This is a genomic window from Stenotrophomonas sp. TWI587 (assembly GCF_039674145.1).
Classification (GTDB): Bacteria; Pseudomonadota; Gammaproteobacteria; order Xanthomonadales; family Xanthomonadaceae; genus Stenotrophomonas; species Stenotrophomonas maltophilia_AY.
Window position 1 is genome coordinate 26,794 of sequence record NZ_JBDJMW010000013.1, and the last position, 20,940, is coordinate 47,733.

Here is a 20,940-nt window from a genome sequence, read left to right on the forward strand (position 1 = left end):
TAATGAACGGCAAGCATGTTTTTCGCGTCGTGTTCGGGGTGTGCCTGGCCACGGGTCTGACCGCCTGTGGTATCGGCGGCATGTGGATGAATGGCAATCCCAATGCGACCTCGCACTTGGTTCCGCCGGGCCATGACTGGAGCAGGCCGGACGCCGGCGCCTCGGCGCGTGACACGGACTGGCAGGCCTGCGGTGGCCAGCGCAGTGGGAACATCTCGCCGGACCGGCAAGGTGCTACGGGCAAGGAAACGGCGGATCTTTCCCGTGACAAGCTCTATGCGGCACAGCGCTGCATGCTGGGCAAAGGCTACCGTTACACCGGCACCTGCGAAGGTGACATCCCGAGCCGCTATCCGGCCTGCCAGTCCTCGCCGCGTTGAACGCGATAACGGCGGCGCGCTCCGGTGAGAAATTCGACCAGATTCAACGCTGCATGATGCGTAAGGAGTATCACTACACCGGTACCTGCCAGGGAGAGATTCCCAGCAGGTTCCCCGCGTGCCAGCGCGCGGACGATGCGGTGCCGGCGCGCTGAACCGCACAGGCGTCTGTGATGTCGATGCAATGATCGCCACCCTGCTTGGGAGCCAGAGAATATGCCGTCACCCTTTCTTCAACTGCCTGGAGCGTATGCCCGCGTTGCGCTGTATCTGGGCCTTCTGTGCATCGCGGGCGCAGCGTTCGCCGACCCGGCGGAGGTACCTCAATCGCCGCAGCCAGTGCCATCAGCGCAATGTGCGGCGTTCTACATCGATGTTCCCTCGGCGGGCAACCGCGTGGCCAACCTGATGATGGGATCGGTGGTGGGCAAGGCCGCATGGATGGGTCAATTAAAGGCCCTCATGGCCCGCGGCGCCGAACCACCGATGACCCGCCTGGTTGTCGCCGGTGAGAGCGAAGATGTCACGCGCAAGGCAGTGCAGTCGGCACTTGATACCTTCAAGCACCAGCGCCTTTCGCACCTGACTCTGACAGTCGTAGGCACGTCGCCGAAGATGCAGGGGCTGCAGAGTACTGCCGAGCAGTCGGGCATCACGTTCCGTGCGGTGCCGCCCGAACCCTCGGCCGCGTCACCCGCATCGCGGGCGGAAGCGTATCTGCGGGGTGTGTGTGATTGAGCGGCACCCACGCGCCGTCACGGCCCTGTGCCTGGCCCTCAGCCTCAGCGCCTGCGGCATCGGCGGCATGTGGATGAATGGCGATCCATCGGTCGGCCGTACCCTCGTGCCGCCACGCGACACCTGGCAGAAGGCAGGGAATGACGGCGCGACCCGCAATGCCGATTGGCTGGCGTGCGGCGGCGCCGCCAATGGCGGTTACCACGTCTCCACGCCGGAGGGTTCCAGCGCGGCGGCGATCCAGCAGGCCCTGGGCCGCACGTTCGATGATCTGCAGCGCTGCATGCTCGGCCAAGGCTACCGCTATACCGGCAGCTGCGAAGGGGAGATCCGCGGCCGCTACCCGGCCTGCCAATCGCCGGACACAAAAAAACCCGGAGGACAGTGATGTCTTCCAGGCTTGATTGTGACCATCAAATGGTCGGGGAGACAGGATTCGAACCTGCGACCTCTACGTCCCGAACGTAGCGCTCTACCAGACTGAGCTACACCCCGTAAGGAGCCGCCTATTGTATCAATCCCGCCGGTCGGCGACAAGGGGGGATCGCGTTTTTCACCTTCGGTGCCGTGTTGCCACGGCCCTTGATAAAGAAGCCTGGAAACGTGTTCCCAGGCTTCAATACGACCACCGGAGTGGTCGGGGAGACAGGATTCGAACCTGCGACCTCTACGTCCCGAACGTAGCGCTCTACCAGACTGAGCTACACCCCGAAGGAGCCGACAAGGATACGGTGTGAAGACCCGATCGGCAACCTTTTTTTAGCCTTCTTCGTGATCCGTACGGCTCTGCTCGCGGGCTTCGAACCACATGCCGTTCAGAATGGCCACGACCGAAGCCAGCCCTGCACCCAGAATCCAAGCGAAGTACCACATGGTAAGTCTCCTATGGCGCCGTGGGGCGCGTCAGTAAGCGTTGGGGTTGTCGCCCATCTCTTCGGCCGTGGTCTTGCCCTTCATTACGCGGTAGACCCAGGAGGTGTAGGCGATGATGATCGGCAGGAAGATGGCCGTGGCGATGAGCATGATCCCCAGGGTCAGGTGGCTGGAGGAGCTGTCCCAGACGGTCAGGCTGGAGCCCGGCTGGCTGGAGGAGGGCAGCAGGAACGGGAAGATCGCAAAGCCGACGGTCAGGATGATGCCGGTGATCGACGCCCCCGAGGCCAGGAAGGCCAGGCCACCACGGCGGGCCCGCAGCAGCACCGCGCTGGCCAGCGCACCCACCAGCCCGAGGATCGGGGCCAGCAGGGTCAGCGGCATGGTCTGGTAGTTGCGCAGCCAGCCACCGGCCACCGCACCGACGGCAGCGGTCTTGAGCAGCGGGTTGGTCGGGCCATCGGTGACCACCTGCGAGGTGATCTGGTAGCCCGGCAGGCCGAAGGCCACCCAGACGCCGGCCAGGGCGAACAGCACGAAGGTCAGTACCGCCGCGACGCTGCCATAGCGGGCCGAGCGCTCGGCCACCGGGCCATCGGTCTTGAGCACCAGCATCGCGGCGCCGTGCGAGACCACCATCGCCACGCTGACCAGACCGGCCACCAGGGCGAACGGGTTGAGCAGGCCGATCAGGGTGCCGGTGTAGAAGATGCGCATGCTGTCATCGAAGTGGAACGGCACGCCGACCAGCACGTTGCCCACCGCCACGCCGGCGATCAGCGCCGGCAGCAGGCCGCCGACGAACAGCGCACGGTCCCAGTTCTCGCGCCAGCGCTTGCCGGGCATCTTGCTGCGGTACTTGAACGCGACCGGGCGCAGGATCAGCCCGAACAGCATCAGGAACACCGCCAGGTAGAAGCCGGAGAAGCTGACCGCGTACAGCGGCGGCCAGGCGGCGAAGATCGCACCGCCACCGAGCACCAGCCACACCTGGTTGCCTTCCCACACCGGGCCGACGGTGTTGATCACCAAGCGGCGTTCGTCATCGGTTCTGGCCACGAACGGCAGCAACGTGCCGACGCCGAGGTCGAAACCGTCCATCACCGCCCAGGCAATCAGCAGGATGCCGAGCAGCAGCCACCAGATCACGCGGAGCGTGGTGTAATCGAGTCCAATGAATTCCATCTGGGTTCTCCTGCCTTACGCCCGACCGTGGGTCGGCGCAGCGGCATTGGGGGAAAGGGACGTGGCTGCAGCCTGCAGCGACGGCAGGATGTCGTCCGGGCCCTTGCGGATCGCCTTGAGCATCAGCTTCACTTCGATGATCAGCAGCACCGTGTACAGCCCGGTGAACACCGCCAGCGTGGTCAGGATTTCATGCAGGGCCAGGCCCGAGGCGGCGTAGAAGGTCGGCAGCACGCCGTCCACCGCCCACGGCTGGCGGCCGTACTCGGCCACGAACCAACCGCATTCGATCGCGATCCACGGGGCCGGCAGCGACCACAGGGCAAGCTTGAGGAACCAGCGCTTGTCCTGGAAGTTGTGGCGGCACGAGTAGTAGAAGGCCAGGGCGAAGAAGGCGATCAGGTAGAAGCCCAGCCCGGCCATGATGCGGAAGGTCCAGAACAGCGGTGCGACCCGCGGCACGGTGTCCATCGCGGCCTTGGAGATTTCTTCCGGGGTGGCGTTGAGGATGTCTTCGCGATAGCGCTTGAGCAGCAGGCCGTGGCCCAGATCCTGCCAATGGCGGTCGAACATTTCGCGCGCTTCGACGTCGTTCTTGTCCTTGCGCACGCGTTCCAGTGCACCGTAGGCCAGCTGGCCACCCCGCACGCGGTGCTCGGCACGTTCCACCAGTTCCAGGATGCCCGGGATCGGCTGGTTGAGTGAACGGGTCGCGATCAGGCCCATCAGGTAGGGGATCTTGATCGCGTAATCGTTCTGCTGGGTGGCCTGGTTCGGAATGCCGAAGGCGGTGAAGTCAGCCGGGGCACGCTCGGTTTCCCACATCGCTTCGATCGCGGCCAGCTTCATCTTCTGGTGTTCGCTGGCGGCATAACCGCTTTCGTCACCCAGCACCACCACCGACAGCGAGGACAGCAGGCCGAAGGCGGCCGCCACCGCGAAGGAACGGCGTGCCATGTCCTTGTGCTTGTTGCGCAGCAGGAACAGGGCGCTGATCGACATCACGAACACTGCACCGGTCACGTAGCCGGCACTGACCGTATGCACGAACTTCGCCTGCGCCACCGGGTTGAACAGCACGGCGGCGAAATCCACCACCTCCATGCGCATCGTTTCCGGGTTGAAGATCGCGCCGGTCGGATTCTGCATCCAGCCGTTGGCGATCAGGATCCACACCGCCGACAGGTTGGTGCCCAGGGCCATCAGCCAGGTCACGGTGAGGTGCTTGACCGGGGTCAGACGCTTCCAGCCGAAGAAGAACAGACCGATGAAGGTCGCTTCCAGGAAGAACGCCATCAGGCCTTCGATCGCCAGCGGTGCGCCGAAGATGTCGCCGACGTAGTGGCTGTAATACGACCAGTTCATGCCGAACTGGAATTCCATCACGATGCCGGTGGCGACGCCGATGGCGAAGTTGATGCCGAACAACGTGCCCCAGAACAGCGTCATCTGCCGCCAGACCTGTTTGCGGGTCATGACGTAGACGCTCTCCATGATGGCCACCATGAACGACAGGCCAAGCGTGAGGGGAACGAAAAGGAAGTGGTACATCGCGGTCAGAGCGAATTGCAGCCGCGACAGTTCTACGACTGTCTGATCAATCATGGCCTGGCTACCTCGTTGGGTTTTGCCGTTTCAGGTGGCGGGAAGGGGGGTCTACGGGGTGAATTCTGTGACCAGCAACTTCAAACAGCCTTGATTCAGATCAATGTACAAACAGACCGGCGCGGGGATCGTATGCATCCCACCCCCTGCGACCGCTGGCCGCACGGGGGCAGGGCCAGCACCTACTACAATCGACGGAACCTCCCTGTGGCCGCCAGTGACTTGTTTTGAGCATACCCCCCGACGCGTCCATTGTTGAGACAACCGCCCTGCGCCGCCGTCGCCTGCAGTGGCTGGGTGGGCTGGCCGCGGCCGCGCGCGGCAAGCAGCGCCTGGCGGCGTTCTGCATCTGCCTGTCCGGCGCGCTGCTGATCGGGCAGGCTGCGGCCATCGCCTGGCTGATCCAGGCGGTGCTGGTCGATCATCGCCCGTTGGCGGACGCCACACCGGTGCTGTTGGGGCTGCTGGCGGTGCTCGGCATCCGCACCCTGCTGGGCAGCGCCACCCAGGCGGCGGCCGGCGACGTCGCCGATGCCGCCCGGCTGGCCCTGCGTGAACGGGTCTACCAGCGGCTGCTCGGCCGTGGCCCACTGTGGCTGCGTCAGCAGCGCACCGGTGAACTCGGCGAGCTGATGCTGGCCCACGCCGATGCGATTGAGAATTATTACTCGGGCTATCAGCCGGTCCGCATCGAAGTGGTGGTGGTCCCGCTGCTGATCGCCATCGCAGTGGCCTGGATCGATTGGGTGATCGCGCTGATCCTGCTGTTCACCGCGCCGCTGGTGCCGTTCTTCATGATGCTGGTCGGCTGGGGCGCGGAAGCCGCCGGCCGTGCGCAGCTGGGTGAACTGGCGCGGATGAGTGGCCACTTCGCTGATCGCATCAAAGGGCTCGGCCTGCTGCGCCTGTACGGACGAGGCGAGGCCGAGCTGGATGGTGTAGCCACGGCAGCCGAGGGCGTGCGCGAGCGCACCTTGAAGGTGCTGCGGATCGCCTTCCTCTCCTCCACGGTATTGGAGTTCTTCGCGTCGGTGAGCGTGGCCATGGTCGCGCTGTATCTGGGCCTGAGCTATCTCGGCCTGATGTCGCTGCATGCACACGTGCCGACCTTGGGCGTGGGCATGTTCTGCCTGCTGCTGGCCCCGGAGTTCTATGCACCGCTGCGGCGCTTGGCCGCGCATTACCACGATCGCGCCAACGCCTTGGCCGCAGCTGCGGAAGTGGAGCGCCTGCTGGGCGAGCTGCCTGAGGCTCCCGTCGCCGAGGACGCATCGCCCGCGACCGCACGCGTTCCGGAACTGCTCGAACAGCACGCCCCCCCGGTGGTCGTACGCGGTGTGAGCCTGCGTCCACTCGGTGCGCATCACGATGTGGTGCAGCAGCTCTCGTTCCAGATCGAGCCGGGGCAGCGCGTGGCGCTGGTCGGCCCCAGCGGCAGTGGCAAGAGCACGTTGCTGGAAGCGCTGGCCGGCTGGTTGCCACCGCGCGAGGGCAGCATCGTGCTGCGCCCCGGGTTGGACGTGGGCTACGCCGGGCAGCGCCCGTATCTGTTCCACGGCACGATCGCCGACAACCTGCGCCTGGCTGCACCGGGCGCGACCGACGCGCATCTGCGCGCCGTTGCCGAGGCCGCCCAGGTGATGCGCTTCGCCGCCGCGCTCCCGCAGGGGCTGGACACGGTGATCGGTGAGCGCGGCTTCGGATTGTCCGGTGGTGAAGCGCGCCGTATCGGCCTGGCCCGGTTGCTGCTGCGCGACCCGCAACTGCTCCTGCTCGACGAGCCGACCGCCTTCCTCGATCCCGATACCGAAGCCGATCTCCTGCGTACCCTGGCCGCCTTCGCACGTGGGCGCAGCGTAGTGCTCGCCACGCACAGCGAGACCGCGATGCGCTGGGCAGACACCCGCCTGACCCTGACCGCCGGCGGCGCGCGCCTGGCCTCGGAGGTCACGCCATGAAGGCCCCACACATCGATTCGCTGAAGGGCGTGTTCGCCCGGCATCGCGGCCGCCTGCTGCTGACCGTGTTGCTGCTGTGGACCACGATGCTGGCCGGTACCGCCTTGCTCGGGCTGTCCGGTGGGTTCCTCACCGCTGCCGCCCTGGCCGGGGCGGCCGGGCTCGGCAACGGCTTCAACTTCTTCTCGCCCTCGGCGGGCATCCGCGGGCTGACCATGGCACGCATCGTGTCGCGCTACTTCGAAAAACTGGTCGGCCACGATGTCACCCTGCGCATCGCACGCGATCTGCGCGTGTGGTTCTTCCGGCGCGCGCTGCCACTGGCCCCGGCGCGCTTGGCCGGTGTACGCACCGGTGAACTGCTGGCGCGGCTGATGTCGGACATCGGCGAGGTCGATGGCCTGCTGGTGCGCGCAATCGGCCCGCTGCTGGCGCTGGGCGGCATCTCGCTGGTCGCGGTGGTGTCGGCCGGCATCATCTATCTGCCGGCCGCCGGTCTGCTGGCGGTACTCGCCTTGCTGATCGGGGTGGGCGTGCCGTGGCTGACCGTGCGTGGCGCGGCCGACCAGGAGCGCGACCGCGCGCTGCACCGGGCGCAGCTGCGTACCCAATCGTTCGAAGGGCTGGAAGGTGCGGCCGATCTTGCCGCGCTGCAGGCGCGCGAGCATTGGAACCAGCGCGTGCTGGTGGCGGCCAAACAGCTGAAGTCGCGTGACAAGCGTCGCCGCTGGCGCCTGATCAGTGGCAATGCACTGCATGGTCTGTGTGGTGCCGGTGGTCTGGTCGCGATGCTGTGGCTGGCCCTGCATGCCTTCGAGCGTGGCAGCGTGGATGCCGCGCTGGCGGCCGCACTGGTGTTCCTGACCGTGGCACTGCTGGAGCTGTGGGCCGGCATCGGGTTGGCCTGGCAATCGTGGTTGTCCGGTCGCGTCGCCGCGGTGCGGCTGGAGGCCATCGTGGATCAATCGCCGGGCGTGGTGGAAGCCGACGCGCCGGTGGCCGTGCCGTCGGTGCCCGCAACGCTGCGGTTCGATCAGGTGGTGTTCCGCTGGCCCGGCCAGGCGCGCGTGCTGCTGGACCACGTGCAGCTGGAGCTCGCGCCGGGCGAACGGATCGCGATCCGCGGCGACAGCGGCAGTGGCAAGACCACGCTGTCCTCGCTGCTGCTGCGGCTATGGGATCCAGAGGCTGGCAGCGTGCGTTACGGCGATGCCGATATCCGCAGTTTCGCGCAGGCGGACTGGCATCGGCAGATTGCCTGGCTGCCGCAGAATGCGCCGGTGTTTGCCGGCACCGTGGCCGACAACCTGCGGCTCGGCGATGTGCAGGCCAGCGACGCGCGCTTGTGGCAGGTGCTGGCGGACGTTCGTCTGCACGCCTGGGCCGAGCAGATCGGCGGATTGTCGGCGTGGGTGGGCGAGAACGGCGCAACCATGTCCGCCGGGCAGGCGCGGCGGCTGGCGCTGGCACGCGCGCTGCTGCGTGATGCACCGATCCTGTTGCTGGATGAGCCCACCGAAGGCCTGGACGTGGATACCGCGCATGCGCTGCTGCAGGACATGGTGGCGGCGCTGGGCAATCGCAGTCTGTTGATGATCACCCACGACGAACTGCCGGAGGGCATCGTGCATCGGAGCTATCGTTTGCGGGATGGACGGTTGGGATAGGCCGGATTGTCTGGCGAATGCAATGTGCTTGACCTAGGATCGTGTCTCAACGTGAACAAGGATGTTGAGCATGAATCGCAACGCAGCATTCCTCCTTATGCTGGGGCTCTTCAGCGGTGGCGCCTCCGCGGATACGGTGTGGAAGGGCACCAGCGTCAGCTCGATCACCTCGGGGACGGGAGACATTCTGGAGGCCGGTGGTGTGGCCCTCCACTTGTCTGCAGAATCGACCGGCACGGAAAAATTTGTCGGCGCCGTCACCGCGATGGACGCCCGTCCGTTCCAGGGACAAGAGGTTCGCTTGGCCGGCAGGCTGTTGGTCGAGAAGGGCACAGGCAGTGCGGCGCTATGGCTGCGTGCGGATGGCGCCAACGGGCGATTGGCGTTTGCGAGTTCGGCTGGCACGCCCGTGCGTGTCGATGAAGGTTCACAGGAAAGAGAGCTCCGGCTGTACATTCCGTCCGGAACGACCAGCCTCAAACTCGGGGCAACCTTCGACAGCGCCGGGCATGTTGTCGTCGAGGTGCTCACGTTGACAGCGGAGGCTGCCACGTCGGGCGAAGTGTCCGCCTATGACATGGTCGAGTATGCCTTCAGTACCATTCGCGCCAATGCGTTGAACGCCGGGAACGTTGACTGGGCAGCCGAGGAGGGGCGTCTGACGCCGGCACTGAAAAACCTCCCCGCACAAGAGGCCTATGCCAGCATCAGAGAGGTTCTGGATGCGCTGGCAGATCGCCATAGTTTCCTGGAACAGCCCAGAGAGGCCGCCGCGTACCGCCAGACCGCGTCGGCATCGAGAGACATCGAGGCCAGGCAGCTGCAGGACATCGGTTACGTTCTGGTGCCGGGCCTGCGTGGGACCGAAGCAAGCGCCAGTGAGGCGTTTACCACCCAGCTCTGTGAGCAGATCGAACGATTGGCACCGACATCAGCCAGGGGCTGGATCGTCGATCTGCGCCAGAACACGGGCGGCAATATGTGGCCGATGCTCAGCGGGCTGCACCCGTTGCTGGGTAACGGAACGATTGGCGCATCCCGGGACCGCGACGGCGTTGCTACCGTTTGGCGCCCACGATCCGGCCGTGCCTGTGGAGCCGACCTTTCCGGCAGTCGCGTGGCTGTTCTCGTCGGCCCGAAGACGGCAAGCTCTGGGGAAGCGGTTGCCGTCGCCTTCAGAGCCCGCCCTGGCACCCGGTTCTTCGGACAGCGCACGGCAGGGCTCGCAACAGCCAATCGCGCCTATCCTCTGCCTGACGGCGGCGCGCTACGGTTGACGAGGGCCGAGATGCTGGATCGCTCGGGTGAGGCCTATCCGGACGGGATACAACCCGAGGCGCTCGTTTCCAATGATCAGGACGCCATCGAGATGGCGGCCGCATGGCTGCGCGTGTTGCCGTGAAGCCGCGCCGCGCGCACCCATGATGATCCTGGGTCATGCCCGCAGCAGCACCGCCAGCGCGCAGACGTTGGCCAGCACGCACAAGGCGAATACCCATTGAAACGCGGCCTTGCGATGCTTATGGCGAAACACGGATTGGCCGAGCAATGCGCCGGGCCAGCCGCCCGCGAATGCCAGCAATTGCAACGTGCGTTCGGGCGTGCGCCAGCGGCCGAGTCGCGCAGCGCGCTTGTCGTACCCGTAGAGTGCGAACGCAACCACGCTGGCGACTACGTACCACGCCGCCAGCCACAGGGGTAACAGGTCGGTCGCCGCCATCGCGATCAAGGCACCTGCCGCAGCCAGCGCCAGGTACCGGCGCGAGTGCCTCATAGCGCCTGCAGGAAGCCGCTGACCGCCGGTCCGAACCGTGCGAAATCCACCAGGAACGCATCATGGCCCTGCGGCGAATCCAGCCCGATGAACTGCGCATCGGCACCGCCGGCGCGCAGGCCGTCGGCGATCTGCTGTTGCTGCTGCACCGGGAACAGGATGTCGGTGTTGGCGCCGATCGCCAGCGCCTTGCCCACCTGGATGCGCGCCAGCCCGGCCATTACATCGCCATCGGCATATTCGGCCAGGTCGAACCAGTCCATCGAGCGGCTCAGGTACAGATAGCAGTTGGGATCGAAGAAGCGCACAAAGCGGCGGGCGTGGCCTTCCAGGTAGCTTTCGACCTGGAACTCCAGGCCGAACGGATCGTCATCAGCCTGGTCCGAATCCAACCGCACGCGGCCGAAGCGGCCATCCCACTCCAGGGCGGATCGATAGGTGATCACGCCGAGCTTGCGCGCCATGCGCATACCCGATTCCGGATAGGCCTGGTCGGTGTAGCGACCGCCATTCCACTGCGGATCCAGCCGGATCGCCTCGCGCTGCAGCGATCGGATCGCGATGGAGAACGGCAATGCTTGGGCACTGCCGGAAATGTTGATATGGCTGCGCGCGATGCCTGGGTGCAGCATCAGCAGCGCCAAGGCGGTCATCCCGCCCATCGAGTTGCCGATCACGCAGGCCAGCTCGGTCACGCCCAGTGCGTGCACCACCTCCACCGCTGCCCGCGCGCCATCTTCGATGGACAGTTCGGGGAAGCGCAGGCCATACAGTTCGCCCGTCGCCGGATCGATACTGGCCGGCCCGGTGGAGCCTTTGCAGCTGCCCAGCGAGTTCACGCAGATCACGAACCAGCGGTCGGTATCGATCGGTTTGCCCGGGCCGACCATCGCCTCCCACCAGCCGGCGGCCGGGTTGTCGGCGTTGGCCGCGGCATGCGCATCGGGCGAGAGCCCGGTGACGATCAACACCGCATTGCCGGCATCGGCAGCGAGCGTGCCCCAGGTTTCGTAGGCAACGTGCGCGTCGCGCAGTTCACCGCCGCGCTTGAACGCGAACGGCGAGGGCAGGGCGTGATAACGGGTGCCGGGGGGAATGAATTCAGTCATGCGCGCAGTTTAGCCGGGCGCCGCGATGGCGCCGTAGTGGTGAGCGGCACGCTGCGTAGCGGCCGCGCATCGGTCATGGGCGATCAAACACCAGTGGCACCGGCCCGGCATGCGGCAGACGCACCCGTACCGGCGTGGTTTCCACATCGTCCGGCTGGCGGTTGGCCAGGCCCGAACGCGACAGCCGCGCAATGACCTCGACCTCCTGCACCTGGGAGAGTGTGCTGGTGGGCATCGGACTGTCGCCATCGCCGAGGGTGACCCGCAGCGGCAACTGACTGGCCGGATGTTTCTGAACTGCGATCGGCATCGGCGGGCCGCCCGGTGCGCGCGCGATCACGAACACGGTGGCGTTGGCCAGGGCTGGATCCAGCGTGCTTCCCGGCGCGATACGCACCTGCACAGTGAGGGCGTGGTTGCCCGCCGCCGCAGGGGCGGGTGCATCAGCCAGAGGCGGCAGCCCGGCATTGCCGCGGGCGATGGCGATCTGCTCGCGCAACGCGCGTGCCGCGCCCGGCTCAAGGCGAGGCAGCAGCGCTTCCCACGCGGCCGCCGCCTCGGCATCCTGCCCGCGCTGGCGCAGGGCAATGCCGATCAGCCAGCCGGCGCGTTCGCTCTCCGGCGCGAGTGCGTTGGCGTGACGCAGCCACTGCAGGGCCTGGTCGTCGAACTGTTTGCCGGGTGCGGCCTGGGCGCGCGCCTGCGCGGCTTCGACCAGGATGCCGGGGTCGTCCGGGGCGAGTTGCACCGCGCGGTCGAAGGCGGCGGTGGCCTCGGCCAGCTTGCCCAGCGCCAGTTGCGAGCGGCCGAGCAGGGCCCAGCCATCGGCGCGTTGTGGATCCTTGGCCAGCGCTTGTTCCAGCGCCTGCACGCCATCTTCCAGTGTGGCGGGTTCGTTACTGGCCGCCGTCCGTTCGGCGGCATCCGGCGTGCCGACCAGCAGGTACAGCGCGCCCCCGGCCAGCCCGAGGGCCAGCATGGCGATCATGAAGGGACGATGCTGACCACCTGCACGCAACGGCCGCAGTACGAGTGCAGCAACGGCCGCTGCGACTACGGCGGCACTCAGGGCCATCCAAAGGCTCACCAGCGCTCCTCGCTCTTGTCCATCGGTTCGATCCCGCGGCTGCGCCGACGCACCACCCAGACCAGCACGCCTGCGCCCATCAGCAGCGCCACCGGCGGCCCGAACCAGAGCACCGCATTGCGTGCTTCCATCGGCGGCCGGTACAGCACGAACTCGCCATAGCGATCGACCAGGAACTGCTTGATCTGCGCATCGCTGTTGCCCTGCTGCATCAGCACCAGCACTTCCCGGCGCAGGTCGTGCGCGATCTGCGCATTGGAATCGGCCAGCGACTGGTTCTGACACTGCACGCAGCGCAGCTCGGCGGCCAGCGCGTGGAAGCGGGCTTCCTCGGCGGCATCGCGGTACTGCAACGGGGTCGGGTCGGAGACGGCCTGCGCCATCACCGGCGAGGCCAGGGCCAGCATCAGCGCGATCAGCACCACGCCGGCCTGGCGGAGCATCCGGTTACGGCGAGGCAGGCAGCTGCGGCTGGGCATTGGCATGGGCATGCTCCACCTTTTCCAGTTCCGGGATCAGCTGGGTATCGATCACGCGCTGGCTCAGCGCGCCGCTGTACTTCCAGCGCACCACGCCACTGGCGTCCACCAGGAAGGTCTCCGGCGCGGCAGTGACGCCCCAGTCGATCGCGGTGCGGCCTTCGATGTCGCTCAGTACCAGCACGAACGGATTGCCCAGCTGTTCCAGCCAGCGCAGCGCATCGGCCGGCTCATCCTTCCAGTTGTAACCGATCACGCGCACGCGCTTGGTTTCGGCGAACTTGGTCAGGATCGGATGCTCGTCGCGGCAGGCCGCGCACCAGCTGCCCCACACGTTGAGCACGTAGGGCGCACCACGCAGCTCGGTACTGCTGACCTTGATGTGGGGGTCGTGCAGCACTGGCAGTTCGAAGGCCGGTGCCGGCTTGCCGATCAGTGCGGAAGGCAGCACGTCGCGGTCCGGCGCGCCGGATTTCATCACCCCGTAGATCATCAGCCCCAGCAGCCCGAAGAAGAACAGCACGCCGATGACGATGGCCACGGGCGGCAGCGGACGGGAGGCAGGGCGGGGATCGGACACGGGAAACTCCTAGGGACGACGGAAACGACGGTCGGCGGCGGTGACGAAGCCACCCAGTGCCATCAGCAGCGCGCCCAGCCAGATCCAGCGGACGAACGGTTTGATGTGCACGCGCACGGCCCATGCATTGTTGCCCAGCGATTCGCCGAGTGCCACGTAAACATCGCCGTTGAGACGGGCGTGGATGCCGGCTTCGGTCATCACCTGCCCACCACTGGCATACAGCCGTTTCTCCGGATGCAGCAGGGCCAGCTGGCGATCATGCTGAAGCACGCGCAGGTGCCCGCGATCGGCGACGTAGTTCGGCCCCTGTTGATGATCCACGCCTTCGAAGCGCACTTCATAGGTGCCCACCACCAGCGACTGGCCGGGGGCGAGCGCCACTTCGCGCTGCACGTTCAAGGCCTCCACCAGCAGTGCGCCAGCCAGGAACACGGCCACGCCGCCATGGGCGAGCAGCATGCCGACCATCTCGGCGGTGAACCTGCCGTTGCCGCGCAGGCGGGTCCAGACGAAACGGCCGGTACCCAACGCCACCCAGGCCGCGCCGGTGACGCCCGCGGCGGTCTTCAACGCGCCCTGCGGCGCGATGAAGTACGCGATCACGCCCAGCAGCAGCGCCAGCCCGGCCCACGGTGCCAGCATCGCCACGCGGCGCGAGGCCTGGTCGCGCTGCCAGTTGACCAGCGGCCCGAACGGCAGCAGTGCCACCAGCGGTGCCATCAGCACCACGAACAGCGTGCCGAAGTAGGGCGGCCCGACCGAGACCTTGCCCAGGCCCAGTGCATCGGCCAGCAGCGGATACAGCGTGCCGAGCAGAACCATGCCGCAGGCGGCGGCGAGCAGCAGGTTGTTGGCCAGCAGCAGGGTCTCGCGCGAGGTCGGCAGGAAGCCGCGGCGCGGATCCTCGCTGGTCAGCGCGCCGGCGCGCAGTGCATAGAGCAGCAGCGCGCCACCGATCACCAGCGCCAGGAAAATCAGGATGAAGGTGCCGCGCGAGGGATCGGCCGCGAACGAATGCACGCTGGTCAGCACGCCCGAGCGCACCAGGAAGGTGCCAAGCAATGACAGCGCGAAGGCGGCGATAGCCAGCAGCAGCGTCCAGCTGGCGAAGCTGCCGCGTTTTTCAGTGACCGCCTGCGAATGGATCAACGCCGCCCCGGCCAGCCACGGCATGAAGCTGGCGTTCTCGACCGGGTCCCAGAACCACCAGCCGCCCCAGCCCAGTTCGTAATACGCCCACCAGCTGCCCAGTGCGATGCCGATGGTCAGAAAACCCCAGGCCACGTTGGTCCACGGGCGGGTCCAGCGCAGCCAGCGCGCATCCACGCGGCCTTCCAGCAGCGCGGCGATCGCGAAGGCGAACGGCACTGCAAAGCCGACGTAACCGATGTAGAGCATCGGCGGGTGGATGATCAGCCCGGGATCCTGCAGCAGCGGGTTGAGATCGCGTCCTTCCAGCGGCGCCGGAATCAGCCGCGCGAACGGGTTGGAGGTGAAGATCAGGAAGGCGAGGAAGCCGATGCTGATGATGCCAAGCACGCCCAGTACGCGGGCGGACACCTCTGCCGGCAGGCGCTTGGACCACAGCGCGACCGCGCCGCACCACAGGGCCAGCACCAGCGCCCACAGCAGCAGCGAGCCTTCATGCGCGCCCCAGACCGCCGAGTAACGGTAGGCCAGTGGCAGCAGCGAGTTGGAGTTCTCCGCCACATAGCGCACCGAGAAATCCTGGGTGACGAAGGCGGCCGTCAGCACGCCGAATGCGCCCAGCAACAGCGCGAGCTGCGCATACGCTGCCGGTCGTGCCACCGCCATCCATGCGGTGCGGCCGCGATGGGCGCCCCACAGCGGCAGCACGGTCTGCAGCACGGCCATCAACAGCGCGGTGACCAGCAGGATCTGCCCCAGTTCCGGCAGCACTCAGTACGTCTCCGGCGCCGGCACGGGCACATCGTGTTTGGTGTGTGCCTGTCCCATCTTGTCGGCCACTTCCTTGGGCATGTAGGTCTCGTCGTGCTTGGCCAGCACTTCCTCGGCGACGAAGCGACCGTCCTGCAGGCGCCCGGTGGCCACCACGGCAGTCCCCTCGGCGAACAGGTCCGGCAGGATCCGCGAGGTGATCACCGGCAGGGTCGCGTCACCATCGGTGACCACGAAGTGCGCATCCAGCGAGCCGGGCGCACGTTGCAGCGAGCCTTTGACCACCATGCCGCCCAAGCGGAACCGGGCGTGATCGCCGGCATCGCCGCGCAGCACTTCGGACGGGGTATAGAGGTAGGCGATATTGCGTTGCAGGGCCATCGCGACCAGCGCGGTGGCCAGGCCGGAGGCCAGCACCAGCAGCATCACCCAGAGCAGGCGGCGACGCCGGACCGGATTCATCGGGTCAGCTCCGGCGCCAGCGGCGGCGCGCTGTCGGCCGCCGCACGGGCCTGTTGGCGCTGCTGGCGGCGGACCGCCAGGCGGCGCGCCCAGCGCAGGCGCAGCCAGGAGCCGATGGCATCGCTGCCCAGCACCAGCACGAACACCGCGTAGGCGGCAATCACATAGGGCAGGTGGGTCATGGGCGGCGGTCCTCCAGGGGTGCACGGATGCCGGCGGTAACCCAGGCCTTGCCGGCCTCGCGCAGCAGGTTGTCGGCGCGGGCCTTGGCCAGCAGCGAGCCGGCGAACCACAGCTTGGTGCCGATCACCATCAGCCACAGCGGCAGTGCCATGCTGGCATCCAGCGTGGATTCGCCGAACAGGCGGATGGTCTGGCCCTGGTGCAGGCTGCCCCACCATTCCACGGAATAGCGGATCACCGGCAGCAGGCTCACCCCGACGATGGCCAGCAGGCCGGCCGCGCGCGCGGCGCTGCGGCGATCCTCGATGGCGTAGTACAGGCCGATCACGCCCAGGTAAAGGAGCAGCAGGATCAGCTCGGTGGTCATGCGCGGGTCCCAGTCCCACCAGGTGCCCCAGGTGGGTTTGCCCCAGATGCTGCCGGTCAGCAGAGTGATCAGGGTGAAGCCGGCGCCGAGCGGGGCGCAGGCCATCGCCAGGATTTCACAGGTCTTGATCCGCCAGATCAGCGCGATCGCCGCGTACAGCGCCATCAGCGCGAACACGAACAGACTCATCCACGCGCTGGGCACGTGGATGTAGAGAATGCGGAAGCTGTCCAGCTGCTTGGAATCGGCCGGTACCACCGCCAGTGCCTGCCAGATGCCGATCAGCAGCACCGGCACCGCCGCCAGGTAGAACACCCGCGACCAGCGCGCGGCAAAGCGGTCGAAGGTGGGCGGCGAACCGAGTTGGTGGAACCAGCGGACGATCGGGTGCATGCGGCAGTGGCTATCCAACGAAGGGCGACGATGGAACGGACGTGGAGTGGCTAGGCAACGGGTGACGCGGATGCAGGTGACGCTCACAACGCCGCTCACGCCACCGACAGTACGCCATACCGCTCAACTCAGCGAGATGCGGATCGCGGCGGCTGTCGCCAGCGGGGCCAGCACCAGTGCAATCACCAGCCCGGCGCCCAGCATCAGCAGCGCGCCGATCGGGTCCTGCCCGCGTGCGACCGCCGCCACGCTGCCTGCGCCGAACACCAGCACCGGCACATACAGCGGCAGGGCCAGCAGCGCCACGAGAATACCAGAGCGCCGGATGCCGACCGTCAGCGCCGCGACCACCCCGCCGATCAGGCTCAGCAAGGGCGTTCCCAGCAGCAACGATGCCAGCAACATCGGCAGCTGGTCATGCGGCAGATGCAGCATTTCCGCCAGCAGCGGCGACATCACGATCAGCGGCAGCGCGGTCGTGAGCCAGTGCACCAGCACCCGCACCAGCACCAGCCAGGCCAGCGGCACCGGGGCCAGCAGCCATTGCTCCAGCGAGCCGTCCTCGGCGTCGCTGCGGAACAGCGAATCCATCGCCAACTGGCCGGCCAGCAGCACCGCCAGCCACATCACGGCCGCGGCCACGCGGGCCATGGCCTCCGGATCGCGGCCCAGCGCCAGTGCGAACAGCACGACCACCAGCAGCGCGAACAGCAAGGGCTGCAGCGCATCGCCGCGGCGGCGCCAGAGCAGGCGCATGTCGCGGGCCACCAGCGCCCGTGCGGTCTGCCACAGGCCCGGCTCGGTCCCTGGCGCGATCATGCGGCTTCTCCCAGGATCAGCAGGCGCGTGCGCACCGGCGGGGCGGAATAGGCACCATGGGTGGTGACCAGGGCGGCGCCGCCGCTGCGCAGGTGCGCGGAAATCATGCGGTTCACCAGGTTGATGCCGTCCAGATCCAGATTGGCGTAAGGCTCATCGAGCAGCCACAGCGGCGCGGGCGAGAGCCAGATGCGGGCCAGCGCCAGGCGGCGCTTCTGCCCGGCCGACAATTGCCGCACCAAGGTGTCCTCATACCCGGCCAGGCCGACGATAGCCAGTGCATTGCCCGGCATCTGGCGCGCGCGGCGGCCGTGCAGGCCGCACAGGAAATGCAGGTTCTCCAGCGTGTCCAGGTCCGGCTTCAGTGCGGGCAGGTGGCTGAGGTAGGCCACGTAGTTGGCGCGCTCCTTGTGCCCGGCACGCTTGCCATCGATCTCGACCTGGCCGCTGTCGGCGCGCAGCAGGCCGGCCAGCACCCGCAGCAGGGTGGTCTTGCCGGCACCGTTGTCGCCCTGCACCAGCAGGGCTTCGCCGGCATCCACATGCAGGTCCAGCGGGCCGAAGACGGGTTCGTCGTTGCGACTGAAGCCAAGGCCATGCGCGGCCAGCAACGGAGGGGCGTTCAAGGGGCGGGATCTTTGCACCGGAATGGGCCGCCATTGTATCGGGGGAACGGGCTGGATGATTTGCGTACACTGGGAGTTCCCCCGGTTCTTTCCCCGCTGCCGATGCAACCGCAAACCAAGCTGCCCAAGGTGGGCACCACCATCTTCACCGTGATGTCCCAGCTCGCCGCCGAACACGGCGCGGTCAACCTTGGCCAGGGGTTCCCGGATTTCTCCGCACCGCAGCGTCTGATCGATGAAACCATCGCCGCGATGCAGGGCGGTCTGAATCAGTACCCGCCGATGACCGGCGTGGTGCCGCTGCGCCAGGCCATCGCGCAGAAGTCGCTGGATCTGTACGGCGCCCAGGTGGATCCGGACACCGAGATCACGGTCACCAGCGGCGCTACCGAAGCGATCTTCAACGCGATCCACGCGGTGGTGCGCCCGGGCGAGGAAGTGATCGTGCTCGACCCGGCCTACGACTGCTACGAACCGGCGATCGATCTGGCCGGTGCGCGTGCCGTGCACGTGCCGCTGGACCCGCAGACCTTCGCGGTCGACTGGGACCGCGTGCGTGCCGCGATCACACCGCGTACCCGGCTGCTGATGGTCAACACGCCGCACAATCCGTCCGGCGCGATGCTGAGCGCCGACGACATGCAGGCGCTGGCCGATGTGTTGCGCGGCACCGATATCTACCTGATTTCCGATGAGGTGTACGAGCACATCATCTACGACGGCCGCCGCCACGAATCCTCGCTGCGCCATCCGGAACTGCGCGAGCGTGCGTTCGTGATTTCCAGCTTCGGCAAAACCTACCATTGCACCGGCTGGAAGATCGGCTATGCCATCGCGCCGCCGGCGATGACCGCCGAGTTCCGCAAAGTGCACCAGTACAACACCTTCACCAGCTTCGGCCCGGCCCAATACGGTTTCGCGGCGATGATCCGCGACGAGCCCGAGCACCATCTGGAACTGGGCGCCTTCTACCAGGCCAAGCGCGATCGCTTCCGCGAGCAGCTGCTGACCACGCGCCTGACGCCGCTGCCGGTGCCGGGCGGTTACTTCCAGCTGGTGGATTACTCGGCCGTCAGCGATCTGCCGGACCACGAATTCGTGAAATGGCTGACCATCGAGAAGGGCGTGGCGGCGATCCCGCTGTCGCCGTTCTATGAGACCGCGCCGGCCGGCCAGCGTCTGGTGCGCCTGTGCTTTGCCAAGAACGACGCCACGATGGATGCGGCGATCGAACGCCTGCGGGCACTGTGATGAGCGCCGTGGCCGAGCTGCAGGACCTGCGCATTTCCCTGATCCAGGGCGACACCCGCTGGCATGACCCGGCCGGCAATCGCGCGCATTACGGTGCGCTGCTGGCGCCGTTGGCCGGGCAGACCGATCTGGTGATCCTGCCGGAGACCTTCACCAGTGGTTTCTCCAACGACGCCATCGACAAGGCCGAGGGCATGGACGGCCCCACCGTCGCGTGGATCCGCGAGCAGGCCGTGCGGCTGGGCGCGGCAGTCACCGGCAGCGTGCAGCTGCGGGTGGGCGAGGGCGTCTACAACCGCTTGCTGTGGGCCACGCCGGAGGGCGAACTGCAGTACTACGACAAGCGCCACCTGTTCCGTTACGGCGGTGAGCACGAACGCTATGCTGCCGGCCGCGAGCGCCTGTGCGTGGAATGGAAGGGCTGGCGGATCAATCCGCAGGTCTGCTACGACCTGCGTTTCCCGGTGTTCTGCCGCAACCGCTACAACGTGGAGCGCGCCGACCAGCTGGATTTCGATCTGCAGATTTTCGTGGCCAACTGGCCGTCGGCACGCGCCTATGCGTGGAAGACGCTGCTGCGCGCGCGCGCGATCGAGAACCTCTGCTATGTGGCGGCGGTGAACCGGATCGGTATGGACGGCAACGAGCTGCATTACGCCGGCGACAGTGCGGTGATCGATTTCCTCGGCCAGCCGCAGGTGGAAGTACGCGAACGCGAGCAGGTGGTGACCACCACCATCTCGGCAGCGTCCCTGGCCGCCCACCGCGCGCGCTTCCCGGCGATGCTCGATGCGGACAGCTTCAGCCTGCAGGAACGCAGCTGACGGCTGAACGGATGCCGGATTCCCGCGATGCGCATCATCCGCGCCACACGCGCGCGCTGCTAGATTCGGCTCGTTACCCCTTCAGTACGAGCGGACCCGCATGAAGAAGTTTTCCCTGGCATTGATCGCATTGGCCGGCATCTCGGCCGTCCCTGCCGCGCAGGCCGCCGGCAACATTGATTGCGAGCTGCATTACAACCTGGCTGGCTGGTCGGTGCTGTACAAGACTGCCTCCGGCACCGGCACCATCCAGTGCGACAACGGCACCCGCATTCCGGTCAAGATCACCGCCAAGGGCGGAGGTCTCACCGTGGGCAAATCGAAGATCGTCGACGGCAAGGGCAAGTTTTCCGGTGCCTATTCGGTGAACGATCTGATCGGTTCGTACGCGGCTGTCGAAGCGCACGCCGGTGCGGATAAATCCAGCAACGCTCAGGTCATGACCAAGGGCGATGTGTCGCTCGCGTTGGCTGGCACCGGCAAGGGCTGGGATCTGGGCGTGGGCGTGGGGCGCTTCACCATCGAGCGGCGTTGAGGTGCAGGGCCACGCCATGCGTGGCTGCACCACCGTCTTCGGCATGACGCGCAGCCACCCATGGGGTGGCTCTACACGACCGGGTTGATCGCGGCCCGCGTGGAACCAAACAAAAAACCCCG

General features: G+C 66.9%; 23 protein-coding genes and 2 tRNA genes. 9 read left to right on the forward strand and 16 right to left on the reverse strand.

What is annotated here, in order from left to right:
* Positions 1-2: 2 nt before the first annotated feature.
* The 3 genes from ABE464_RS17460 to ABE464_RS17470 all read left to right on the forward strand — a co-directional run bounded on the left by ABE464_RS17460 (position 3) and on the right by ABE464_RS17470 (position 1,506).
* On the forward strand, positions 3-380 hold the full coding sequence (locus ABE464_RS17460; RefSeq protein WP_346472970.1) for a hypothetical protein: 378 nt from the start codon (positions 3-5) through the stop codon (positions 378-380).
* A gap of 216 nt (positions 381-596) precedes the next feature.
* Positions 597-1,118: a hypothetical protein gene (locus ABE464_RS17465; RefSeq protein ID WP_346472971.1), complete on the forward strand. Its 522-nt coding sequence runs from the start codon at positions 597-599 to the stop codon at positions 1,116-1,118.
* Between the two features lie 73 nt (positions 1,119-1,191).
* The gene (locus ABE464_RS17470) at positions 1,192-1,506 is read left to right on the forward strand and encodes a hypothetical protein (RefSeq protein WP_346472972.1); all 315 of its coding nucleotides are present in this window, start codon (positions 1,192-1,194) and stop codon (positions 1,504-1,506) included.
* Between the two features lie 30 nt (positions 1,507-1,536).
* Here the strand turns inward: ABE464_RS17470 and ABE464_RS17475 are convergent.
* The 5 genes from ABE464_RS17475 to ABE464_RS17495 form a co-directional block, all read right to left on the reverse strand.
* A tRNA-Pro gene (locus tag ABE464_RS17475) sits at positions 1,537-1,613 on the reverse strand.
* A 139-nt stretch (positions 1,614-1,752) separates the two neighbouring features.
* Positions 1,753-1,829: transfer RNA gene (locus ABE464_RS17480), tRNA-Pro, on the reverse strand.
* 48 nt (positions 1,830-1,877) lie between these two features.
* Positions 1,878-1,991: a cytochrome bd-I oxidase subunit CydX gene (gene cydX / locus ABE464_RS17485; protein WP_019182852.1), complete on the reverse strand. Its 114-nt coding sequence runs from the start codon at positions 1,989-1,991 to the stop codon at positions 1,878-1,880.
* A gap of 30 nt (positions 1,992-2,021) precedes the next feature.
* Positions 2,022-3,176: a cytochrome d ubiquinol oxidase subunit II gene (gene cydB, locus ABE464_RS17490; RefSeq protein ID WP_346472973.1), complete on the reverse strand. Its 1,155-nt coding sequence runs from the start codon at positions 3,174-3,176 to the stop codon at positions 2,022-2,024.
* A gap of 15 nt (positions 3,177-3,191) precedes the next feature.
* A complete protein-coding gene (locus tag ABE464_RS17495; protein WP_261997003.1) occupies positions 3,192-4,781 on the reverse strand; it encodes a cytochrome ubiquinol oxidase subunit I in 1,590 nt (529 codons plus the stop codon).
* A 227-nt stretch (positions 4,782-5,008) separates the two neighbouring features.
* Here ABE464_RS17495 and cydD point away from each other — a divergent pair, with 227 nt between their 5' ends.
* The 3 genes from cydD to ABE464_RS17510 all read left to right on the forward strand — a co-directional run bounded on the left by cydD (position 5,009) and on the right by ABE464_RS17510 (position 9,808).
* Positions 5,009-6,739: a thiol reductant ABC exporter subunit CydD gene (cydD, locus tag ABE464_RS17500; RefSeq protein ID WP_346472974.1), complete on the forward strand. Its 1,731-nt coding sequence runs from the start codon at positions 5,009-5,011 to the stop codon at positions 6,737-6,739.
* Positions 6,736-8,406 carry a thiol reductant ABC exporter subunit CydC gene (cydC, locus tag ABE464_RS17505; protein WP_346472975.1) on the forward strand — a complete coding sequence of 557 codons (1,671 nt, stop codon included), beginning with the start codon at positions 6,736-6,738 and terminating at the stop codon, positions 8,404-8,406. The genes cydD and cydC overlap by 4 nt, the downstream gene beginning before the upstream one ends.
* A gap of 70 nt (positions 8,407-8,476) precedes the next feature.
* Positions 8,477-9,808 carry a S41 family peptidase gene (locus ABE464_RS17510; protein ID WP_346472976.1) on the forward strand — a complete coding sequence of 444 codons (1,332 nt, stop codon included), beginning with the start codon at positions 8,477-8,479 and terminating at the stop codon, positions 9,806-9,808.
* Positions 9,809-9,841: 33 nt separating this feature from the next.
* On the opposite strand, the gene ABE464_RS17515 is transcribed toward ABE464_RS17510, so the two are convergent.
* The 11 genes from ABE464_RS17515 to ccmA all read right to left on the reverse strand — a co-directional run bounded on the left by ABE464_RS17515 (position 9,842) and on the right by ccmA (position 18,208).
* Entirely contained in the window at positions 9,842-10,180 is a 339-nt protein-coding gene (locus tag ABE464_RS17515) for a DUF1294 domain-containing protein (protein ID WP_346472977.1), read from the reverse strand.
* A complete protein-coding gene (locus ABE464_RS17520; protein ID WP_346472978.1) occupies positions 10,177-11,289 on the reverse strand; it encodes a homoserine O-acetyltransferase in 1,113 nt (370 codons plus the stop codon). The genes ABE464_RS17515 and ABE464_RS17520 overlap by 4 nt, the downstream gene beginning before the upstream one ends.
* A gap of 73 nt (positions 11,290-11,362) precedes the next feature.
* A complete protein-coding gene (locus tag ABE464_RS17525; protein WP_346473007.1) occupies positions 11,363-12,379 on the reverse strand; it encodes a tetratricopeptide repeat protein in 1,017 nt (338 codons plus the stop codon).
* Positions 12,373-12,819 (reverse strand): cytochrome c-type biogenesis protein, encoded by a 447-nt coding sequence (locus ABE464_RS17530; protein WP_346473008.1) that lies wholly within the window; start codon positions 12,817-12,819, stop codon positions 12,373-12,375. Before ABE464_RS17530 ends, ABE464_RS17525 begins: the two co-directional genes overlap by 7 nt.
* Before the next feature lie 4 nt (positions 12,820-12,823).
* Positions 12,824-13,435: a DsbE family thiol:disulfide interchange protein gene (locus ABE464_RS17535; protein ID WP_346472979.1), complete on the reverse strand. Its 612-nt coding sequence runs from the start codon at positions 13,433-13,435 to the stop codon at positions 12,824-12,826.
* 9 nt (positions 13,436-13,444) lie between these two features.
* Positions 13,445-15,358: a heme lyase CcmF/NrfE family subunit gene (locus ABE464_RS17540; RefSeq protein WP_346472980.1), complete on the reverse strand. Its 1,914-nt coding sequence runs from the start codon at positions 15,356-15,358 to the stop codon at positions 13,445-13,447.
* A complete protein-coding gene (ccmE, locus tag ABE464_RS17545; RefSeq protein ID WP_123730743.1) occupies positions 15,359-15,820 on the reverse strand; it encodes a cytochrome c maturation protein CcmE in 462 nt (153 codons plus the stop codon). It abuts the gene before it with no gap.
* Complete coding sequence (locus ABE464_RS17550; protein WP_346472981.1) at positions 15,817-16,002, reverse strand: heme exporter protein CcmD; 186 nt, start codon at positions 16,000-16,002, stop codon at positions 15,817-15,819. The genes ccmE and ABE464_RS17550 overlap by 4 nt, the downstream gene beginning before the upstream one ends.
* Positions 15,999-16,763 (reverse strand): heme ABC transporter permease CcmC, encoded by a 765-nt coding sequence (ccmC, locus tag ABE464_RS17555; protein WP_123730745.1) that lies wholly within the window; start codon positions 16,761-16,763, stop codon positions 15,999-16,001. The genes ABE464_RS17550 and ccmC overlap by 4 nt, the downstream gene beginning before the upstream one ends.
* 123 nt (positions 16,764-16,886) lie before the next feature.
* Entirely contained in the window at positions 16,887-17,582 is a 696-nt protein-coding gene (gene ccmB, locus ABE464_RS17560) for a heme exporter protein CcmB (RefSeq protein WP_319211861.1), read from the reverse strand.
* The gene (gene ccmA, locus ABE464_RS17565) at positions 17,579-18,208 is read right to left on the reverse strand and encodes a heme ABC exporter ATP-binding protein CcmA (RefSeq protein WP_346472982.1); all 630 of its coding nucleotides are present in this window, start codon (positions 18,206-18,208) and stop codon (positions 17,579-17,581) included. The genes ccmB and ccmA overlap by 4 nt, the downstream gene beginning before the upstream one ends.
* 102 nt (positions 18,209-18,310) lie before the next feature.
* Here ccmA and ABE464_RS17570 point away from each other — a divergent pair, with 102 nt between their 5' ends.
* The 3 genes from ABE464_RS17570 to ABE464_RS17580 all read left to right on the forward strand — a co-directional run bounded on the left by ABE464_RS17570 (position 18,311) and on the right by ABE464_RS17580 (position 20,818).
* A complete protein-coding gene (locus ABE464_RS17570; RefSeq protein ID WP_346472983.1) occupies positions 18,311-19,459 on the forward strand; it encodes a pyridoxal phosphate-dependent aminotransferase in 1,149 nt (382 codons plus the stop codon).
* A 17-nt stretch (positions 19,460-19,476) separates the two neighbouring features.
* Positions 19,477-20,283, forward strand: coding sequence for an amidohydrolase (locus tag ABE464_RS17575; RefSeq protein ID WP_346473009.1), 807 nt, complete (start codon positions 19,477-19,479; stop codon positions 20,281-20,283).
* Between the two features lie 100 nt (positions 20,284-20,383).
* Positions 20,384-20,818: a hypothetical protein gene (locus ABE464_RS17580; protein WP_123730749.1), complete on the forward strand. Its 435-nt coding sequence runs from the start codon at positions 20,384-20,386 to the stop codon at positions 20,816-20,818.
* The last annotated feature ends 122 nt before the right edge of the window (positions 20,819-20,940 follow it).

Excerpts from the sequence above, each read along its gene's own strand:
- ABE464_RS17460 (WP_346472970.1), top strand. The coding sequence starts at position 3 with ATGAACGGCAAGCATGTTTTTCGCGTCGTGTTCGGGGTGTGCCTGGCC.
- ABE464_RS17465 (WP_346472971.1), top strand. The coding sequence starts at position 597 with ATGCCGTCACCCTTTCTTCAACTGCCTGGAGCGTATGCCCGCGTTGCG.
- ABE464_RS17470 (WP_346472972.1), top strand. The coding sequence starts at position 1,192 with ATGAATGGCGATCCATCGGTCGGCCGTACCCTCGTGCCGCCACGCGAC.
- cydX (WP_019182852.1), bottom strand. The coding sequence starts at position 1,991 with ATGTGGTACTTCGCTTGGATTCTGGGTGCAGGGCTGGCTTCGGTCGTG.
- cydB (WP_346472973.1), bottom strand. The coding sequence starts at position 3,176 with ATGGAATTCATTGGACTCGATTACACCACGCTCCGCGTGATCTGGTGG.
- ABE464_RS17495 (WP_261997003.1), bottom strand. The coding sequence starts at position 4,781 with ATGATTGATCAGACAGTCGTAGAACTGTCGCGGCTGCAATTCGCTCTG.
- cydC (WP_346472975.1), top strand. The coding sequence starts at position 6,736 with ATGAAGGCCCCACACATCGATTCGCTGAAGGGCGTGTTCGCCCGGCAT.
- ABE464_RS17510 (WP_346472976.1), top strand. The coding sequence starts at position 8,477 with ATGAATCGCAACGCAGCATTCCTCCTTATGCTGGGGCTCTTCAGCGGT.
- ABE464_RS17515 (WP_346472977.1), bottom strand. The coding sequence starts at position 10,180 with ATGAGGCACTCGCGCCGGTACCTGGCGCTGGCTGCGGCAGGTGCCTTG.
- ABE464_RS17520 (WP_346472978.1), bottom strand. The coding sequence starts at position 11,289 with ATGACTGAATTCATTCCCCCCGGCACCCGTTATCACGCCCTGCCCTCG.
- ABE464_RS17530 (WP_346473008.1), bottom strand. The coding sequence starts at position 12,819 with ATGCTCCGCCAGGCCGGCGTGGTGCTGATCGCGCTGATGCTGGCCCTG.
- ccmE (WP_123730743.1), bottom strand. The coding sequence starts at position 15,820 with ATGAATCCGGTCCGGCGTCGCCGCCTGCTCTGGGTGATGCTGCTGGTG.
- ABE464_RS17550 (WP_346472981.1), bottom strand. The coding sequence starts at position 16,002 with ATGACCCACCTGCCCTATGTGATTGCCGCCTACGCGGTGTTCGTGCTG.
- ccmC (WP_123730745.1), bottom strand. The coding sequence starts at position 16,763 with ATGCACCCGATCGTCCGCTGGTTCCACCAACTCGGTTCGCCGCCCACC.
- ccmB (WP_319211861.1), bottom strand. The coding sequence starts at position 17,582 with ATGATCGCGCCAGGGACCGAGCCGGGCCTGTGGCAGACCGCACGGGCG.
- ABE464_RS17570 (WP_346472983.1), top strand. The coding sequence starts at position 18,311 with ATGCAACCGCAAACCAAGCTGCCCAAGGTGGGCACCACCATCTTCACC.
- ABE464_RS17580 (WP_123730749.1), top strand. The coding sequence starts at position 20,384 with ATGAAGAAGTTTTCCCTGGCATTGATCGCATTGGCCGGCATCTCGGCC.